At 70.2% G+C, this 15,091-nt stretch carries 20 protein-coding genes; 5 read left to right on the top strand and 15 right to left on the bottom strand.

What is annotated here, in order from left to right; translation table 11 throughout:
• Positions 1-49: 49 nt before the first annotated feature.
• The 7 genes from ccsB to DBR36_RS08305 all read right to left on the bottom strand — a co-directional run bounded on the left by ccsB (position 50) and on the right by DBR36_RS08305 (position 6,095).
• A complete protein-coding gene (gene ccsB, locus DBR36_RS08275; protein WP_108318440.1) occupies positions 50-1,057 on the bottom strand; it encodes a c-type cytochrome biogenesis protein CcsB in 1,008 nt (335 codons plus the stop codon).
• Between the two features lie 4 nt (positions 1,058-1,061).
• On the bottom strand, positions 1,062-2,765 hold the full coding sequence (locus DBR36_RS08280) for a cytochrome c biogenesis protein ResB (protein WP_108318442.1): 1,704 nt from the start codon (positions 2,763-2,765) through the stop codon (positions 1,062-1,064).
• A 28-nt stretch (positions 2,766-2,793) separates the two neighbouring features.
• Positions 2,794-3,543 carry a cytochrome c biogenesis CcdA family protein gene (locus tag DBR36_RS08285; RefSeq protein ID WP_108318444.1) on the bottom strand — a complete coding sequence of 250 codons (750 nt, stop codon included), beginning with the start codon at positions 3,541-3,543 and terminating at the stop codon, positions 2,794-2,796.
• Complete coding sequence (locus DBR36_RS08290; protein WP_181373529.1) at positions 3,540-4,145, bottom strand: TlpA disulfide reductase family protein; 606 nt, start codon at positions 4,143-4,145, stop codon at positions 3,540-3,542. Before DBR36_RS08290 ends, DBR36_RS08285 begins: the two co-directional genes overlap by 4 nt.
• Positions 4,145-4,789, bottom strand: coding sequence for a histidine phosphatase family protein (locus DBR36_RS08295; protein WP_108318446.1), 645 nt, complete (start codon positions 4,787-4,789; stop codon positions 4,145-4,147). Before DBR36_RS08295 ends, DBR36_RS08290 begins: the two co-directional genes overlap by 1 nt.
• 79 nt (positions 4,790-4,868) lie before the next feature.
• A complete protein-coding gene (locus DBR36_RS08300; RefSeq protein WP_108318472.1) occupies positions 4,869-5,555 on the bottom strand; it encodes a DedA family protein in 687 nt (228 codons plus the stop codon).
• Positions 5,556-5,690: 135 nt separating this feature from the next.
• The gene (locus tag DBR36_RS08305; RefSeq protein ID WP_108318448.1) at positions 5,691-6,095 is read right to left on the bottom strand and encodes a DUF6264 family protein; all 405 of its coding nucleotides are present in this window, start codon (positions 6,093-6,095) and stop codon (positions 5,691-5,693) included.
• Between the two features lie 59 nt (positions 6,096-6,154).
• Here DBR36_RS08305 and aspS point away from each other — a divergent pair, with 59 nt between their 5' ends.
• Positions 6,155-7,492, top strand: coding sequence for an aspartate--tRNA(Asn) ligase (gene aspS / locus DBR36_RS08310; protein WP_108318450.1), 1,338 nt, complete (start codon positions 6,155-6,157; stop codon positions 7,490-7,492).
• An 84-nt stretch (positions 7,493-7,576) separates the two neighbouring features.
• Positions 7,577-8,644 (top strand): ABC transporter ATP-binding protein, encoded by a 1,068-nt coding sequence (locus DBR36_RS08315; RefSeq protein ID WP_108318452.1) that lies wholly within the window; start codon positions 7,577-7,579, stop codon positions 8,642-8,644.
• A 36-nt stretch (positions 8,645-8,680) separates the two neighbouring features.
• On the opposite strand, the gene DBR36_RS08320 is transcribed toward DBR36_RS08315, so the two are convergent.
• The 6 genes from DBR36_RS08320 to DBR36_RS08345 form a co-directional block, all read right to left on the bottom strand.
• A complete protein-coding gene (locus DBR36_RS08320) occupies positions 8,681-8,983 on the bottom strand; it encodes a Dabb family protein (protein WP_108318454.1) in 303 nt (100 codons plus the stop codon).
• Positions 8,980-9,258 (bottom strand): glutaredoxin family protein, encoded by a 279-nt coding sequence (locus tag DBR36_RS08325; protein ID WP_108318474.1) that lies wholly within the window; start codon positions 9,256-9,258, stop codon positions 8,980-8,982. Before DBR36_RS08325 ends, DBR36_RS08320 begins: the two co-directional genes overlap by 4 nt.
• 28 nt (positions 9,259-9,286) lie before the next feature.
• Complete coding sequence (locus DBR36_RS08330) at positions 9,287-9,580, bottom strand: rhodanese-like domain-containing protein (RefSeq protein WP_108318456.1); 294 nt, start codon at positions 9,578-9,580, stop codon at positions 9,287-9,289.
• Positions 9,581-9,678: 98 nt separating this feature from the next.
• The gene (locus tag DBR36_RS08335; protein ID WP_003792170.1) at positions 9,679-9,777 is read right to left on the bottom strand and encodes a 30S ribosomal protein bS22; all 99 of its coding nucleotides are present in this window, start codon (positions 9,775-9,777) and stop codon (positions 9,679-9,681) included.
• Positions 9,778-9,859: 82 nt separating this feature from the next.
• On the bottom strand, positions 9,860-10,051 hold the full coding sequence (locus DBR36_RS08340; RefSeq protein WP_108318458.1) for a helix-turn-helix domain-containing protein: 192 nt from the start codon (positions 10,049-10,051) through the stop codon (positions 9,860-9,862).
• 139 nt (positions 10,052-10,190) lie between these two features.
• Positions 10,191-10,586 (bottom strand): helix-turn-helix transcriptional regulator, encoded by a 396-nt coding sequence (locus tag DBR36_RS08345; protein WP_108318460.1) that lies wholly within the window; start codon positions 10,584-10,586, stop codon positions 10,191-10,193.
• Between the two features lie 107 nt (positions 10,587-10,693).
• Between DBR36_RS08345 and DBR36_RS08350 the strand changes: the two genes are divergently transcribed.
• On the top strand, positions 10,694-12,097 hold the full coding sequence (locus tag DBR36_RS08350; RefSeq protein WP_258222635.1) for a TrkH family potassium uptake protein: 1,404 nt from the start codon (positions 10,694-10,696) through the stop codon (positions 12,095-12,097).
• Positions 12,090-12,761, top strand: a complete 672-nt coding sequence (locus DBR36_RS08355; RefSeq protein WP_076677413.1) for a TrkA family potassium uptake protein — start codon at positions 12,090-12,092, stop codon at positions 12,759-12,761. The genes DBR36_RS08350 and DBR36_RS08355 overlap by 8 nt, the downstream gene beginning before the upstream one ends.
• Positions 12,762-12,788: 27 nt before the next feature.
• Here the strand turns inward: DBR36_RS08355 and DBR36_RS08360 are convergent, their stop codons facing one another.
• Both DBR36_RS08360 and proC read right to left on the bottom strand, forming a co-directional pair.
• Complete coding sequence (locus tag DBR36_RS08360; RefSeq protein ID WP_108318464.1) at positions 12,789-13,076, bottom strand: DUF1905 domain-containing protein; 288 nt, start codon at positions 13,074-13,076, stop codon at positions 12,789-12,791.
• 1 nt (position 13,077) lies between these two features.
• Positions 13,078-13,923: a pyrroline-5-carboxylate reductase gene (gene proC / locus DBR36_RS08365; RefSeq protein WP_108318466.1), complete on the bottom strand. Its 846-nt coding sequence runs from the start codon at positions 13,921-13,923 to the stop codon at positions 13,078-13,080.
• Positions 13,924-14,046: 123 nt separating this feature from the next.
• Here proC and DBR36_RS08370 point away from each other — a divergent pair.
• A partial coding sequence (locus DBR36_RS08370) for an alpha/beta fold hydrolase (protein WP_108318468.1) occupies positions 14,047-15,091 on the top strand: 1,045 nt, incomplete at its 3' end.

Here is a 15,091-nt window from a genome sequence, read left to right on the forward strand (position 1 = left end):
GGCCCGCCCGGCGACAGCCGGACGGGCCCCGAACGCGACGGGCGACGCCTCAGGTGGTCAGGCCGCTGTACGCGTGCAGACCCTTGAAGAAGACGTTCACGATCGTGAAATTGAACAGCACCGCGGTGAAGCCGATGATCGACAGCCACGCCGAGCGGGTACCGCGCCAGCCGCGGGTCGCACGGGCGTGGATGTAACCGGCGTAGAGCACCCAGATCACGAAGGTCCAGACCTCTTTGGTGTCGAAGCCCCAGAAGCGACCCCAGGCGTCGTTCGCCCAGATCGATCCGGCGATCAGCGTGAAGGTCCAGAAGATGAAGCCGACGATCGCGAAGCGGTACGCCAGCGACTCGAGGGCGTCGGCGTTCGGGACGGTGCGCAGGAAGCTGCGCGAGGGTGCGGCATCCACCGGGGCCTCGGCGAGCTTGCGCTCGCGCCGCGTCTGGATCAGCTGCACGACCGACAGGCCGAACGCCAGCGCGAACAACGCGGTCGCCAGGCTCGCGACGAACACGTGCACGACGAGCCACACCGACTTCAGGGGGTCGGCGAGGGGCACGACCTCGACGTGGAACGCCAGCGTCGCACCTCCGAGCAGCAGCACCGCGAGGCCCGTCATCAGTGCGCCGAGGAAGCGCAGGTCGAACTTGGTCAGCACGGCGAGGTACACCGCGATGATGAGCAGCAGGCCGGTCAGGGCGAACTCGTACATGTTCGACCACGGCACGCGCTCGGCGGCGACGCCGCGCAGCACGGTCGCCACGAGGTGGAACACGAAGCCGAGCGCCGTGAGCACCGTCCCCAGGCGCGCCCAGAGGTAGCGGGGCTTGGCGGAGGGGGTGGATGCCGACGCCCCCCCGCCCGAGGAGATCACTCCCCCGCCACCGGCGGTCACGAGCTCGCGCGCTACGACCTCGTCCTTGGCCTTGAGCGCGAGGTCGGAGCGGCGGGCGAGGTCGATGGCGTAGGCGATGAACGCCAGCACGTAGATGGCGACCGCCGTCCACACCAGGAGGAGGGAGATCTCATCGAGGAGAAGCGGGTCGGTTCCGGGCATGGTCTCAGTCTACTTTTCCGGTGTCGGGGTGGCTCTGGGAAGGAGGGGCGGGAAGGGTCGCGCCGTGCTTGTCGGCCAGCTGGTCGACGGCGGCGGCGAGGGTCGGGTCCTCTCCGCGGGCGAGGCCGGCGTACTCGATGAGCACGGTGCCGTTCTGCGGGCTCGCCTTGACCCACATGCGACGGCGCGGCACGAACAGCGCCGCGAGCAGTCCGAAGAGGGCGAGCAAGGCGAAGCCGAGCACCCACGGACCCGCCAGGTCGCGGTGGATCGAGAGCGAGGCGAAACGCTTCACCGACCCCTCGTAGCCGACGGCTCCGGCCGGGGCCTCGTTCTCGAAGGTGATGGTCCCCAGACCGTTGGGCAGGTCCTCGGTCTGGCCGGGCATCAGCTGGATCGCCGGGTTCCCGCTGTCGCCGCCCGCGATCTGCGTCATGCCCGAGGGGTCGAGCGTGTAGACCGAGCGCGGGGTGCCGTCGTCGATGCCCAGGTCGCCCTCGTACACGCGCAACGTCAGCGTGGGGTATTCGAGGGCGCCGTACGTCGAGGTGAGGGCGCCCGTGTCGAGCACATCCATCGTCGGGTAGAAGAACCCGAGAAGACCGAGCTGCTGCGGCAGCCCGTCGGCGACCTTGATGACCCCGAGCGAGGTCATGTTGGCATCCTGGGGCAGGAAGGCGACCGAGTCGTGGAACACCTCGTTGCCCTGGGCGTCGCGGATCGTGACGGTGGGGGCGTAGCCGTTGCCGAGCAGGTAGACGCGGTCGCCCTGCACGTCGAGCGGGTGGTTGACGCGCACCTCACCGTCCTGCGGGTCGGAACCGGGCGCCTGGGTGGTGACGTGGGCGACGAAGTTGCCGGCCTGGCCCGAACCGGGCTGACCCGGCGGCACGTAGGTGACGTCGAACCGGTCGAGCGTCATCGAGTACGGCGTGAGGGTGTCGCCGTTGACGAACCGTCCGGGGTTGAACGACGAGTAGTCGAGCAGGCTGTTGGCGAAGGCCTGACCCTCGACGAGGACGCGCTGGCCCGTGTAGGTGAAGCCGCCGCCGACGCCGACGGCGATCAGCACGCCGACCAGCGCACCGTGGAAGAGCAGGTTGCCGGTCTCGCGCAGGTAGCCGCGCTCGGCCGACACCGAGAACGTTCCGCGTCCGTCGTAGCGGGCGACCCGGTAGCCGCTCTTGCGCAGCTGCGCGGCCGCGGTCTCGACGGCGGCCGCCGCGGCGGCATCCGCGTCGCCCTCGACCGCGATCTCGCGCGTGCGATGGTCGTCCAGTCGCGACAGGCGCGCGGGCGTCCGCGGGGGCTGCGAGCGCAGCGCCTTCCAGTGGTGTTTGGTGCGCGGCAGCACGCAGCCGATCAGCGAGATGAACAGCAGCAGGTAGATCGCGGAGAACCACGGCGAGGTGTAGACGTCGAACAGGCTGAGCTTGTCGAGCACCGGCGCCAGGTCGGGGTTATCGGTGAAGTACTGCGTGACGCCGTTGGGGTCGGCGCTGCGCTGCGGGACGAGCGAACCGGGGACGGCGGCGATCGCGAGCAGCAGCAGCAGCACCAGGGCGGTGCGCATGCTCGTGAGCTGTCGCCAGCCCCACCGCAGCCAGCCGACGACGCCCAGCTGCGGCTGGGTGACGTCGTCGCTCGACGCCGCACCGGCGGACGCGGCGGAGTCGGCGTGGTCGGACGGGCGCAGGGGGTCGGTCACAGTGGTGCCTCGGTCGGTACGGGAACGGTCAGAGCGGGAGCTGGACAGTGCCGATCACCCCCTGCAGGACGGACATCCACTGCCCCCACAGGCCGGTGACCATGAGCAGGCCGAGCACGATCAGAAGAGCCCCGCCGATGAGGTTGACGACGCGGATGTGCCGGCGCACGAACGCCACGGAGCGGGTCGCCCAACCCAGCCCGAGGGCGAGGAGCAGGAACGGGATGCCGAGCCCCAGCGAGTAGGCGAGGCCCAGCAGCGCCGCACGCCCGGGGTCTCCCAGGTTGTACGACACCGAGATGATCGCCGCGAGGGTGGGTCCGATGCACGGCGTCCAGCCGATGCCGAGCGCCACGCCCAGCAGGGGTGCCCCGATCAGCCCGAGGTTGCCGCGGGCCTGCAGGCGCACCGAGCGCTGCGCGACGCCGAACAGCCCGATGAAGACGAGCCCGAGCAGGATGATGACCACGCCCATGACCCGCGTGATGAGATCGGCGTAGCGCAGGAAGAACATGCCGACCGTGCCGCCGAGCACGTTCACCGCCATGAACACCGCGGTGAACCCCGCGATGAACAGCAGCGTGCCCCACAGCAGGCGTCCGCGACCCGGTGCGGATGCCGATCCCCCGCGCGGCGCGACGGCACCGCCGATGTAGCCGAGGTATCCCGGCACGAGCGGCAGCACGCACGGCGAGAGGAACGAGATCAGCCCCGCCGCGACGGCGATGGGAAGGGCGACCCACAGCGCCCCGTCGAAGACGAGAGCGCCGGGGTTCACGCGTTCTCCGCGACCAGCGTGCGCACGATGGCCTCGAGGATCGACGCCTCGGGCAGTTCGCCCACGATGCGGGCGGCGACGCGACCCTGCTTGTCGAGCACGAGGGTCGTGGGGGTGGCGTTCAGCGAGGTCGCCTGGCTGAACGCGAGCTTGAGCGGCGCATCGTCGACCGCCATGGCGCTCGAGTACGACACCTCGTGGTCGCGCGCGAACGACAGCGCGGTGGCGGGCTGGTCGTACGTGTTGATACCCAGGAACGCCACGTCCTGGCCCTGGAAGGTCTGATACGCCTGCTCGAGGCGAGGGGCCTCGATGATGCAGGGGCCGCAGGTGGCATACCAGAAGTTGACCACGAGCACCTTGCCCGCGAAGTCGGTGCTCGACACGGGCGAACCGTTGTCGAGCGTGCCGGTGAACTGCACCGGCTCCGTGCGGTTCTCGGGAGCGATCTCGGCGGTCTGGAACCCGTTCGCGGCGATGTAGCCCTTGTTGTCGCCGGCGCGGTACTGGTCGGCCAGCGGGTCGGCGCTGCAGGCGGCCAGGCCCGCGATCAGGGCGGCGGAGGCGGTGATCGCCCCCACGGCGGTCAGGATTCGGCGCATCAGACGGCTCCTACATCGACGGCTCCGGCGGTGCTCGCCGGCTCGGCGTACGCCACCTCGACCCAGCGGGCCGAGCCGTCGGCGCCGTCTCGCCGTTCGAAGCTCGTCACGCTCGACAGCGCGCACCGGCGCTTGCGGGGATCGTGGCGGGTGGGCTGGTGGGACAGGGCGAGGTGGGTCACCCAGATGGGCAGCTGGTGCGAGACGACCACCACGTCGCCCGCGGGAACGCGGTCCCAGGCGTCCTGCATCGCCGCGGTCATGCGGGCGACGATGTGCGCGTAGGGCTCTCCCCAGCTGGGCACGTCCGGCTGGACGAGGTGGCGCCAGTTGAGCGGGTTCGCGAGCGCCTGCCTCATGCGACGCCCCTCGAAGACGTTGCTCGGCTCGATGACCCGGTCGTCGATGAACGGCTCGATGCCGAACAGCTCGACGAAGGGCTCGGCGGACTCGCGGGTGCGCTGCAGCGGCGACACGACGAGCGCCGACACGGGTCGCTCGAGCGCCTGCACGTGCTCCGCCGCCTGGCGGGCCATGCGGCGTCCGTCGACGCTCAGACCGAATCCGGGGAGCCGACCGTAGAGCACGCGACGGGGGTTGTGGACCTCTCCGTGGCGCACGAGATGAAGGCGGTCGGCGGGCACGTTCCCAGTCTACGGGCGGGTTCTGTGGTCTGACTGAGTCCGGATGCCGGTTGCCTCGACGTGGAGATATCCCGCCCGGTCAGGCGTCTTTCTTCGCCGCGATGAGCGACCGCACGCGCGAGTACAGGAACCAGGCGACGCCGACTCCGACCGCGGCGATGACGACGTACTGCAGGATCGACGCGTACTCCTCGACGATGTGCCAGTTCTCGCCCAGCAGGTAACCCGACAGCACGAAGATCGTGTTCCAGATGAGGCTTCCGGCCCCGGTGAGCAGACCGAATCGCCAGAGCGGCATCTTCGAGACGCCCGCGGGGATCGAGATGAGGCTGCGGAAGATCGGGATCATCCGTCCGAAGAACACGGCCTTGCCCCCGTGCCGCTCGAACCACGCCACGGTGCGGTCGACGTCCTCGGGGTGCAGCAGCGGCATCTTCGCCGCGAAGGCGCGCAGGCGCTCGGCCCCGAGCCACCGGCCGAGGCCGTAGAGCATGAACGCGCCGACGATCGACCCGATGGTCGTCCACAGCAGCGCCTCGAAGAGGGTGAACGATCCGCGGCTGGCCGTGAGGCCGGCCATCGGCAGCACGACCTCGCTGGGCAGCGGCGGGAACAGGTTCTCGAGGGCGATGGCGACGCCGGCGCCCACGGGGCCGATGACCTCCATCAGCGACACCGTCCAGTCGGCGAGCGAGGTCAGCCACGAGGAGTCGCCCCCGCTGTCCGGTGCCGAGCCGGCCCCGGAGCGAGGAAGGGTGAGGGTCATGTCGGTCATCGGGTGCCTTCGCGCTCGGTGATCGGCCGCCCGTCCGGACGCCCACTCCCAGGCTACGGGCCGGTCACGCGGCATTCCTGGGGGTTGCCCCCGAGCGCCCTCGCCCGACGCCGGCGGCGGACCGACTCAGGATGCCGCCACCCCCGCGCCCACGATGGCCGCCGAGACGAACCAGGCGGCGGCCATCACGACGATCGTCAGCAGCGGCACCCAGAACGCGAGTCGATGGCGGACGAGGCGGACGATCGTGACGACGAGACCCAGGACGAACACGACCCACGGCGACACCACCGCTGCCCAGAAGCCCGTGTTCATCAGCGCGGCGTCGCAGCGGTCGACTCCGCACGCGTCCGAGGCGAAGGCCAGCAGAACCCCCGCGTACGACGCGGCCAGCGCCAACAGTGGCAGCAGGACGAGCAGCACGATGGTCACCGCGACGTCCCACGGACGCGACGTCTTCGCCCGCGGTTCGGGGCGCAGCGTCCGGAACGACTGCGGCGGCAGCGGGAACGACGGCGGGGGCGTGGTCACGTCCCCATCGTAGGTTCGCGCCCGGTTCCGGGCGGGTCGCGCACGTAGACTGGTCGATCGTGAGCGAACGCGTCCTGGTCAACCAGCTGAAATCCCTCCCCGCCGGCCCCGTCGAGGTGTCGGGTTGGGTCGAAACCGTCCGCGATCAGAAGAAGGTGCAGTTCGTCGTCCTGCGCGACGAGACCGGCGCGGTCCAGCTCGTGAACCCCGCGACGCGTCCGTCCGACGACGTGGAGCAGGATGCCGATGCCCTCGCGCTGACCGAGACGATCGGCGCCCTGGCCACCGGCACGTTCCTGACCGTGCGCGGCGAGCTCAAGCACGACGAGCGCGTGAAGCTCGGCGGCGTCGAGATCAAGGTCGGCGAGCTCCGGGTCGCCGCCGCGGCGAACCCCGAGACGCCCATCGCGGCCGACAGCAGCCCCGACAAGCGCATGGACTGGCGTTTCCTCGACCTGCGCCAGCGCCGCAACAACCTCATCTTCCGCGTGCAGACGACGCTCGAGCACGCCATGCGCTCGTACTGGGTGGAGCGCGACTACATCGAGATCCACTCCCCCAAGCTGATGGCATCCCCCTCGGAGTCCAACGCCGAGCTGTTCGAGGTGCCGTACTTCGAGGACAAGACGGCCTACCTCGCGCAGAGCCCGCAGTTCTTCAAGCAGATGGCCCAGGTCGCCGGCTTCGGCAAGATCTTCGAGATCGCCCCCGCCTTCCGCGCCGACCCCTCGTTCACCAGCCGCCACGCGACCGAGTTCACCTCGATCGACGCCGAGATCAGCTGGATCGACTCGCACGAAGATGTCGCGCGCATGCAGGAGGAACTGCTGCACACGGCCTTCCAGGCCGTCGCCGACAAGCACGGCGCCGAGATCCAGGAGCTCTTCGGCGTCGAGGTCGAGGTGCCGGCTGTGCCCTTCCCGCGCATTCCGCTGGCCGAGGCCCGCGAGATCGTCGCCGCCCGCGGGTACGACATCCCCCGCACCGACGGCGACCTCGACCCCGAGGGCGAGCGGCAGATCGCCGCGCACGTGCGCGAGACGTTCGGCCACCCCTTCGTCTTCATCACGGACTACCACCCCGAGATCCGCGCGTTCTACCACATGCGGGACGAAGAGACCGGGCTCACCAAGTCGTACGACCTGCTGTTCAACGGCGTCGAGATCACGACGGGTGCGCAGCGCGAGCATCGCGTCGACGTGCTGATCGAGCAGGCGAAAGAGAAGGGTCTCGACCCCGAGCACCTCGACTTCTACCTCGACTTCTTCCGCTTCGGTGCACCGCCGCATGGCGGTTTCGGCATGGGCCTGGCGCGCGTGCTCATGCTCATGCTCGGCGAGTCGTCGATCCGCGAGGTCACGTACCTCTTCCGTGGCCCGACGCGCCTCGCGCCGTAAGCCGGCGTAAACATTCGGTCCAGCGACGCCCGGGGTTCACTCCCCGGGCGTTCGCATGTCATCGGCGGCATCTAGCGTGGGCGCATGGTCGCCATCGTCCCCGTGGATCCGTCGTCCTCCGCGGACGCGCGACGCCCGTCGGGGTGGACGATCTCTCTGCGCGCGGTCAGCCGTGACCGAGCGGGCACCGCGATCCTGCGCGACGTCGATCTCGAGATCGACGCGGGACGCATCGTCGCCTTCGTCGGTCCGTCCGGCTGCGGGGCGTCCACGCTCCTGCGACTCGTGACGGGTGCCGAGCGTCCTGACAGCGGAACGGTCGAGATCGAGGGTCGGACCGGCCCGGCGGCGCCACGCGTCGCAGAGGTGCGCGATCGGGCTGCCGTCGCGCGGTTCGGTCGGGCGCGCGCGGCGATCGTGGCCGCCTCCCGTCACGCCGGGGTCGCCGACCCCGCGGGCGAGACCGAGCGCCTGTGCGCGCTGATGGGGCTGGGCGGCGCCGACCGCAGCGTCCACCGCCTGTCGCACGGAGACCGACAGCGGTGGGCGATCGCCCGGGTGCTCGCGACCCGGCCGCGGGCCCTCGTCCTCGATGACGCCCTCGCCGCTCTGCACACCACCGCCCGTGCGCAGACGCGGGACGCCCTGATCCGCGAGCTGCGCGAGCGCGGGGTGACCACGCTCTGGGCGACGCGCGACACGGCCGAAGCCGCGGCGGTCGCCGACGAGCTGGTCGTGATGGATGCCGGCCGCATCGTCGCCGCGGGCGGCCCGGATGAGGTCTACGCCCGCGTCGCGGACGCCGCGGTGGCCGAGGTGCTCGGGCCGGTGAGCGCGGTGCCCGGCATCGTCGAGGGCACGGTCGTCGAAGTCTGGGGGCAGGAACTCCCGCTCGCCGAGGCCGCGCACGACGGCCACTGCGAAGTCGTGGTCCGCCCCGAGCAGGTGGTGCTGGTCGCCCCGGACTCCCCCGGTACGGACGCCGTGGTCGAGGAGTCGACCTTCCTCGGCAGCGTGCGCCGCTCGACCGTGCGGACCGCGGACGGGTCGCGCGTGGTCGTCGAGCATGCCCCCGAGCTCAAGCTCGAGGACCGCGCCGCCGTACGGATCGCACTCGCACCCGTCCCCGCGACGGTCCGACCGATCGGCTGAACCGCGTCTCGACCGTCCCGACGGCGTCGGTGCGGCTCAGAACGGGTAGTCGACCGAGGATCGCTCCGCGACGACGGAGCGCACGAACCCCGCGACCTCCTGGTGCGCCGGGTGCACCTGATAGCGCTCGAGGGCGTCGACGTCGGCGAACTCGCTGACCAGGGCGACGTCCCAGTTGGACTGCGGATTGGCGACGTTGCGACCGACCTCGATGTGCTGGATCTCGTCGATCACATCTTTCAGAGCCGTCAACCGCTCGGCGATCTGCTCGGCGTGAAGGGCACGCGTGTCGGCGTCGTCCGCCGCGAGCTTCCAGAGGACGATGTGGCGGATGCTCACGAGGAGGCTCCTTCTTTGTCTGCCGCGAGGAGCGCGGCACGCAGGCGGTCGGCGGACACGCGCCAGTGCGCGTGCAGCTCGCCGTCGATGAGCACGACCGGGATCTTCTCCCACCACTGCGCGTACAGCTCGGCATCCTCGGCGATCGAGGCCTGCTCGATGTCGACGCGGTCGGCGACGCGCACGGGAAGGTCGGCGACGACCGTCTCGACGATCTGCTCGGCCACGTCGCACAGATGGCATCCGGGTTTGCCGATCAGCGTGAGGGTGGTCACGCTGTCCATCCTAGGAGCAGCGACGGGGTCAGGATTCGACGTCGTACCCCGCGGCGATCCAGTCGCCCGTGCCGCCCTCGACGTTGGTGGCGTCGTGTCCGCGGGCGGTGAGCGCCTCGACGACGCGCGCCGACCGGCCGCCGAGTTGGCAGATGACGTCGAAGGGCTCACCCGGAAGCTCATCCAGGTGCTCGCCCAGCGTCGACATGGGGAGGTTGACGGCGCCGGGCACGTGACCCGCGGCGAACTCGTGCTCCTCGCGCACGTCGATGAGCGGACGCTCGCGCCCCGCGTGCAGGTCGTGGACCGAGATGGACTGCATGCTTACCTCCGGAAGAACGGACGGACGGCGCGCTCGCGGGTCGCGGGCGCATACACGAAGCGCCCGTCGCGGGGACAGGCGCTCGGTGTGGTGGCCGCTTACTTCTTGTTGCGGCGCTGGTGACGAGTCTTGCGAAGCAGCTTGCGGTGCTTCTTCTTCGCCATGCGCTTACGGCGCTTCTTGATGACAGAACCCACGGAAAACCTCACTAAGTCGGGGTCTGGGTGCCGATGTCGGCCCCCGGGAACAGCAGGCGTTGGAAAAAAGCCTCGGATCAGTCTAGCCGACGTCGGACACCGGTCGCTGCACAGCCTCGACCACCGCCGATTCCGGCACACGGTAGCTGCGTCCGAAGCGCACCGCGGGGAGCTCGCCGGAATGCACGAGACGATAGACCGTCATCTTCGAGACGCGCATGAGCTCGGCGACCTCGGCGACCGTCAGGAACCGCACGTCCGGCAGCTCGGCCATCGCTTCACCCCTCGTTCCGGGTGAACTCACCCTCTGATGCTGAGCACACTCTAGGGTCTGCGCGAGACGGCTGTAAACCTGTGGGCCCTCTGTGACGGGTGTGCATCACGGATGCCGCGGGCGGCGGCATCCCTCGCCTTCATCGACCGGGGAACTTGCGCAACGCGGTCGAGAACGAGTGCTTGACCGAGGCCGCCGCGCGGCCGACCACCTCGGCGGCGTGGACGGCCGACTCGGGCAGGGCGGGCTCGGAGTCCTCGTCGATCGAGAAGAACGGCACGAGCCAATCGTCGACCTCGTCGAGAGGGGCGACGGCCAGGCTGTAGTAACGGTGCTGACCCTCTTCGCGCACCGAGACCAGCTCGGCCTCGCGCAGCACCTTGAGGTGCTTCGACACGGTCGGCTGGCTGACGCCGAGTGCCGCCACGATCTGCGAGACGCTCGTCCCCCGCTCACCCCCGGTGGCCCGGTCGAGCAGGAGCTGAAGGATGTCGCGACGCGTTCCGTCAGCGATCACGTCGAAGATGTCCGCCATGGCATCAGATTAGCGGCGCCCCGGCCCGAGTACCATGATTCGGGTTCGCGCATCGAGAGGAGCGGCGCATGGCGGCGACGCCGAACGAGGCTCGACGGCGCGTCCGGATGCGTCGCATCGCCTACGAGGCATGGGATCGGCTGCGCAATCTCACCACGGCATCCCCCGCCCGCTTCGCGGTCCTCGTCTTCGCGACCCTCATCGCCCTGTTCACCGCGCTGTTCTCGCTGCCGGCCGCGTCGGCCACCGGGGAGCGGATCCCCTTCGCCGACGCCCTCTTCACCGCGGTGTCCACGATCTGCGTCACCGGCCTGTCGACGGTCAACATGTACTCCGACTGGTCGCCGCTCGGACACGTCATCACCTACATCGGCGTGAACGTCGGCGCCCTCGGTGTGCTGACCCTCGCGTCGATCCTCGGCCTGGTCATCTCGAAGCGCCTGGGGCTGCGCGCCAAGCTCATCGCCGCCGGCGACAGCAACCCGCTGCGCGCGCACGGCGGTCCGGTCAACGAGGGCCAGACCGTCCGCCTCGGCGAGGTCGGCCAGCTCTTGCGCACGGTCGCCCTGTCGACCCTCGTGATCGAGGCGGCGCTGACGGTGCTGATCTATCCGTCGTTGATCGTGGGCGGCATCGATCCGCTGGTCGCCCTGTGGGAGGCGCCGTACTACGCGGCGATGGCCTTCACCAATACCGGCTTCGTGCCGAACGCCGACGGCCTCACCCCGTTCTCGCAGGACTACTTCCTGCTGACGGTGCTGATGGCGGGCGTGTTCCTGGGCTCGATCGGCTTCCCCGTCATCTTCACGCTGTGGCGACACTACTGGCGGTTCCGCCTGTGGTCGCTGCACGCCAAGCTGACGATCATCACCACCGTCGTCCTCTTCGTCGTCGGCGCGGGCGTCATTCTGCTTCTGGAATACGACAACCCCCTGACCTTCGGCAGCATGGACGCGTGGGACACCACGTTCCAGGCGTTCTTCCTCTCGGCCATGACGCGCTCGGGCGGCTTCAGCGTCATCGACATCGGCGACCTGAACGGCGCGACGCTCATCGTCGGGTCGATGCTCATGTTCGTGGGCGGGGGGTCGGCATCCACCGCGGGCGGCATCAAGGTCACGACCCTCGCCGTCCTCGCCCTCGCGGTGTTCTCGGAGGCGAAGGGCCGCCCCTCGGTCCAGGCGTTCGGCCGCCGCATCCCCAGCGACGTCCAGCGCGTCGCGCTCTCGGTCGTGGCGTGGGGCGCGACGATCGTCGCCGTGTCGACCGTGACGATCAGCCGCATCACCGACGCGCCCATCGAGTACGTCCTCTTCGACGTCGTCTCGGGCTTCGCCACCGTGGGCCTGTCGACCGGCCTGACCGCGGAACTCCCCGACCCGGCGGTCTACGTCATGGCGGCCACGATGTTCATGGGTCGCATTGGTACAGTGACACTCGCCGCGGCCGTGGCTGCCTCGTCCCGATCGCAGCTGTACGCGCTCCCCGTGGAAAGGCCCATCGTTGGTTGAACGCATCCGCAGTGACGCGCCCGTCCTGGTGATCGGACTCGGTCGCTTCGGCGCCGCATGCGCCGGTGAGCTCGACCGCCTCGACCGCGAGGTGCTCGCCGTCGACGGCAACCTCGAGCTCGTGCAGAAGTGGTCGGAGCGCGTCACGCACGCCGTCCAGGCCGACGCCCGCAACATCGACGCGCTCCGCCAGATCGGCGCGCAGGACTTCCAGGTCGCGGTCGTCGCGGTCGGCTCGCTCATCGAAGCCTCGGTGCTCATCACCGCCAACCTCGTCGACCTGAAGGTGCCCCAGATCTGGGCGAAGGCCGTCTCGCAGTCGCACGGCAAGATCCTTGCCCGCGTCGGCGCCAACCACGTCATCTACCCCGAGGCCGAGGCCGGCGAACGCGTCGCGCACCTGGTGAGCGGACGGATGCTGGACTTCATCCGCTTCGACGACGACTTCGTGCTGGCCAAGATGTACCCGCCCAAGCTCGTCCGTGGCGTGGGGCTGAACGAGTCGGGCGTGCGCTCCAAGTACAACGTGACCGTCGTCGGGGTCAAGAGCCCGGGGCGGCCGTTCCGCTACGCCGAGGCGAACACCGTCGTCACCAATCACGACCTCATCATCGTGTCGGGTACCAACAGCGACATCGAACGGTTCGCCGCCCTCGACCGCTGACGCGCCGAGCGCGGCCCCGGTGGGACGTCAGGCGTCGATGTCGAGCGCGACGTCGACCACGTCGTCGACGGCGAGGCCCTCGGCATCCTGCAGGGCCTTCTTGACGGGCACGACGTAACCGCCGTCCTTCGGCCACAGCGAGGTGGTCGCCGTCGTCGACCTGATCGTGACGGATGCCGGGATCATGCCCCAGCCGTAGGTCACCACGGGCGCGATCTCGGCGATCATCGCCGCCTCCGCGGGCGGCACCGTGACGAAGTGGTACGGCGCGGGTCCGCGCCAGTACCAGATCGATCCCGAGAACCGCAGCCGCATCTCAGCTCCCGGCGGCCAGCTCTTTCGCGCGGGCCAGGGCGGCCTCGGCGCCGGCGGTGAACAGGTCGTCGAGGTGCGCGGACTGCAGCACGGCCACGGCGCGCTCCGTCGTGCCCTTGGGGCTGGTGACACGGCGGCGCAGCTCGGCGGGATCGACGTCGGCGGAGTCGAGCAAGGTCGTGGCGCCGATGAAGGTCTGCTGCGCCAGCAGGCGCGCCTGCTCGTCGTCGAAGCCCATCCGCACGGCGGCGCGCGTGAACTCCTCGATGAGCAGGAAGACGTAGGCCGGGCCGGAGCCCGAGATCGTCGAGAGCGCGTCGATCTGCGACTCGGGGACCTCGAGCACGGCTCCGACCGTCTCGAACAGCGCTCGGACCAGCGCGACGTCGTCGGCCGAGGCCGCGGGACCGGCGGCCAGGCCGGTGACGCCCTTGCCCACGAGCGAGGGCGTGTTGGGCATCGATCGCAGCGTCGCGACGTCGTCGCCCAGGTACCGCGCGAAGGTGTCGAGGGTCACGCCCGCGGCGAGGCTGACCACGATCGCCCCCGGGCGCAGGTGCGGGGCGATCTCGGCGAGCAGGTCGGGGACCATGGCGGGCTTGACCCCGACGAGCACGATGTCGGACGCGGCGACGGCGTCGGTGTTGCCCGCCGGGTGCGCCTCGAGCGCGACGCTCGTGACACCCTCGAGCTCGGCCAGCTCGGCGGCCTTCGCGATCGAGCGGTTGGTCGCGATGACCCCGCCGTCGGTGAGACCCGCGGCGACGAGACCGCGCAGGATGGCCCCTCCCATCGAGCCCGCTCCGAGGATGGCGATCGGGGGCAGGGAGGTCGTGGCATCCGTCATGCCCTCCAGTGTACGAACCGGAATCCGACCGCGCCGGGCAAGCCCGCATGCGGCGCACAGGGGTGCGCGTTAGAGTCGGAAACCGGTGTACCGGGGCACCGGCGAGCGACACGGAGGACCCCCATGACTCTCTTCGACGGCATCAGCGCGCGCCTGGTCGAGACCGACCGGCTGGGTGTGAACGTGCTCGAGCGAGCGGGGGACGACCCCGCCACGAGCCCCGATCACACGGTCGTCTTCGTTCACGGCAACGTGTCGTCCTCGCTGTTCTGGCAGGAGATCATGCAGGACCTGCCGAGCGACCTGCGCGTCCTCGCCGTCGACCTGCGCGGCTTCGGTCGCACCGAGCACACCCCCATCGACGCCACCCGCGGCGTGCGCGACTTCAGCGACGACCTGCACGCGACGCTGCAGGCGCTCGAGATCCCCGATGCCCACCTCGTCGGCTGGTCGATGGGCGGCGGCGTCGTCCTGCAGTACGCGCTCGACCACCCCGTGCGCTCGCTGACGCTGCAGGCCCCCGTCTCGCCCTACGGCTTCGGCGGCACCCGCCGCGACGGATCGCGCCTGAACGACGACGACGCCGGCACGGGCGCGGGTGCCGCGAACGCCGACTTCGTGCAGCGCCTCATCGACCACGACACCACCGCCGACGCCCCGACCTCGCCCCGGTCGGTCTTCCGTTCGGGCTACGTGGCCGCGGGGTACGAGAGCGCGCACGAGGACGTCTGGGTCGAGTCGATGCTCACCACCTCCACCGCCGGCGGGAACTACCCCGGGGACTCCGTCACGACCGAGACGTGGCCCGGCTTCGCCCCGGGCACGATCGGGGTGCTGAACACGCTGGCCCCGAAGTACTTCGACGTGTCCGGCATCGTCGACCTCGAACCCAAGCCGCCGATCCTGTGGATCCACGGCACCGCCGACGCGATCGTCTCGGACGCGTCGTTCTACGACCTCAACCACCTCGGCTCGCTGGGCGTCGTCCCGGGCTGGCCCGGCGCCGAGGTGGCCCCCGCGCAGCCGATGGTGTCGCAGACCCGCGACGTGCTAGCCGCGTACGCCGACAAGGGCGGCGAGGTGACCGAGGTCGCCGTCGAGGGCGCCGGGCATTCCGTCCACCTCGAGCGTCCGGCGCAGTTCCGCCGCGCGCTGCTCACCCACATCG

This window comes from Microbacterium sp. HMWF026, assembly GCF_003061325.1.
In the GTDB taxonomy this organism is placed as follows: Bacteria; Actinomycetota; Actinomycetes; order Actinomycetales; family Microbacteriaceae; genus Microbacterium; species Microbacterium testaceum_E.

What these genes read in the sequence shown, in the direction of transcription:
- DBR36_RS08345 (WP_108318460.1), bottom strand. Translation starts at nt 10,586, where the DNA reads ATGGCGGACATCTTCGACGTGATCGCTGACGGAACGCGTCGCGACATC.
- DBR36_RS08315 (WP_108318452.1), top strand. Translation starts at nt 7,577, where the DNA reads ATGGTCGCCATCGTCCCCGTGGATCCGTCGTCCTCCGCGGACGCGCGA.
- DBR36_RS08290 (WP_181373529.1), bottom strand. Translation starts at nt 4,145, where the DNA reads ATGCGCCGAATCCTGACCGCCGTGGGGGCGATCACCGCCTCCGCCGCC.
- DBR36_RS08360 (WP_108318464.1), bottom strand. Translation starts at nt 13,076, where the DNA reads ATGCGGCTGCGGTTCTCGGGATCGATCTGGTACTGGCGCGGACCCGCG.
- ccsB (WP_108318440.1), bottom strand. Translation starts at nt 1,057, where the DNA reads ATGCCCGGAACCGACCCGCTTCTCCTCGATGAGATCTCCCTCCTCCTG.
- DBR36_RS08300 (WP_108318472.1), bottom strand. Translation starts at nt 5,555, where the DNA reads ATGACCCTCACCCTTCCTCGCTCCGGGGCCGGCTCGGCACCGGACAGC.
- proC (WP_108318466.1), bottom strand. Translation starts at nt 13,923, where the DNA reads ATGACGGATGCCACGACCTCCCTGCCCCCGATCGCCATCCTCGGAGCG.
- DBR36_RS08340 (WP_108318458.1), bottom strand. Translation starts at nt 10,051, where the DNA reads ATGGCCGAGCTGCCGGACGTGCGGTTCCTGACGGTCGCCGAGGTCGCC.
- DBR36_RS08350 (WP_258222635.1), top strand. Translation starts at nt 10,694, where the DNA reads ATGCGTCGCATCGCCTACGAGGCATGGGATCGGCTGCGCAATCTCACC.
- DBR36_RS08330 (WP_108318456.1), bottom strand. Translation starts at nt 9,580, where the DNA reads ATGCAGTCCATCTCGGTCCACGACCTGCACGCGGGGCGCGAGCGTCCG.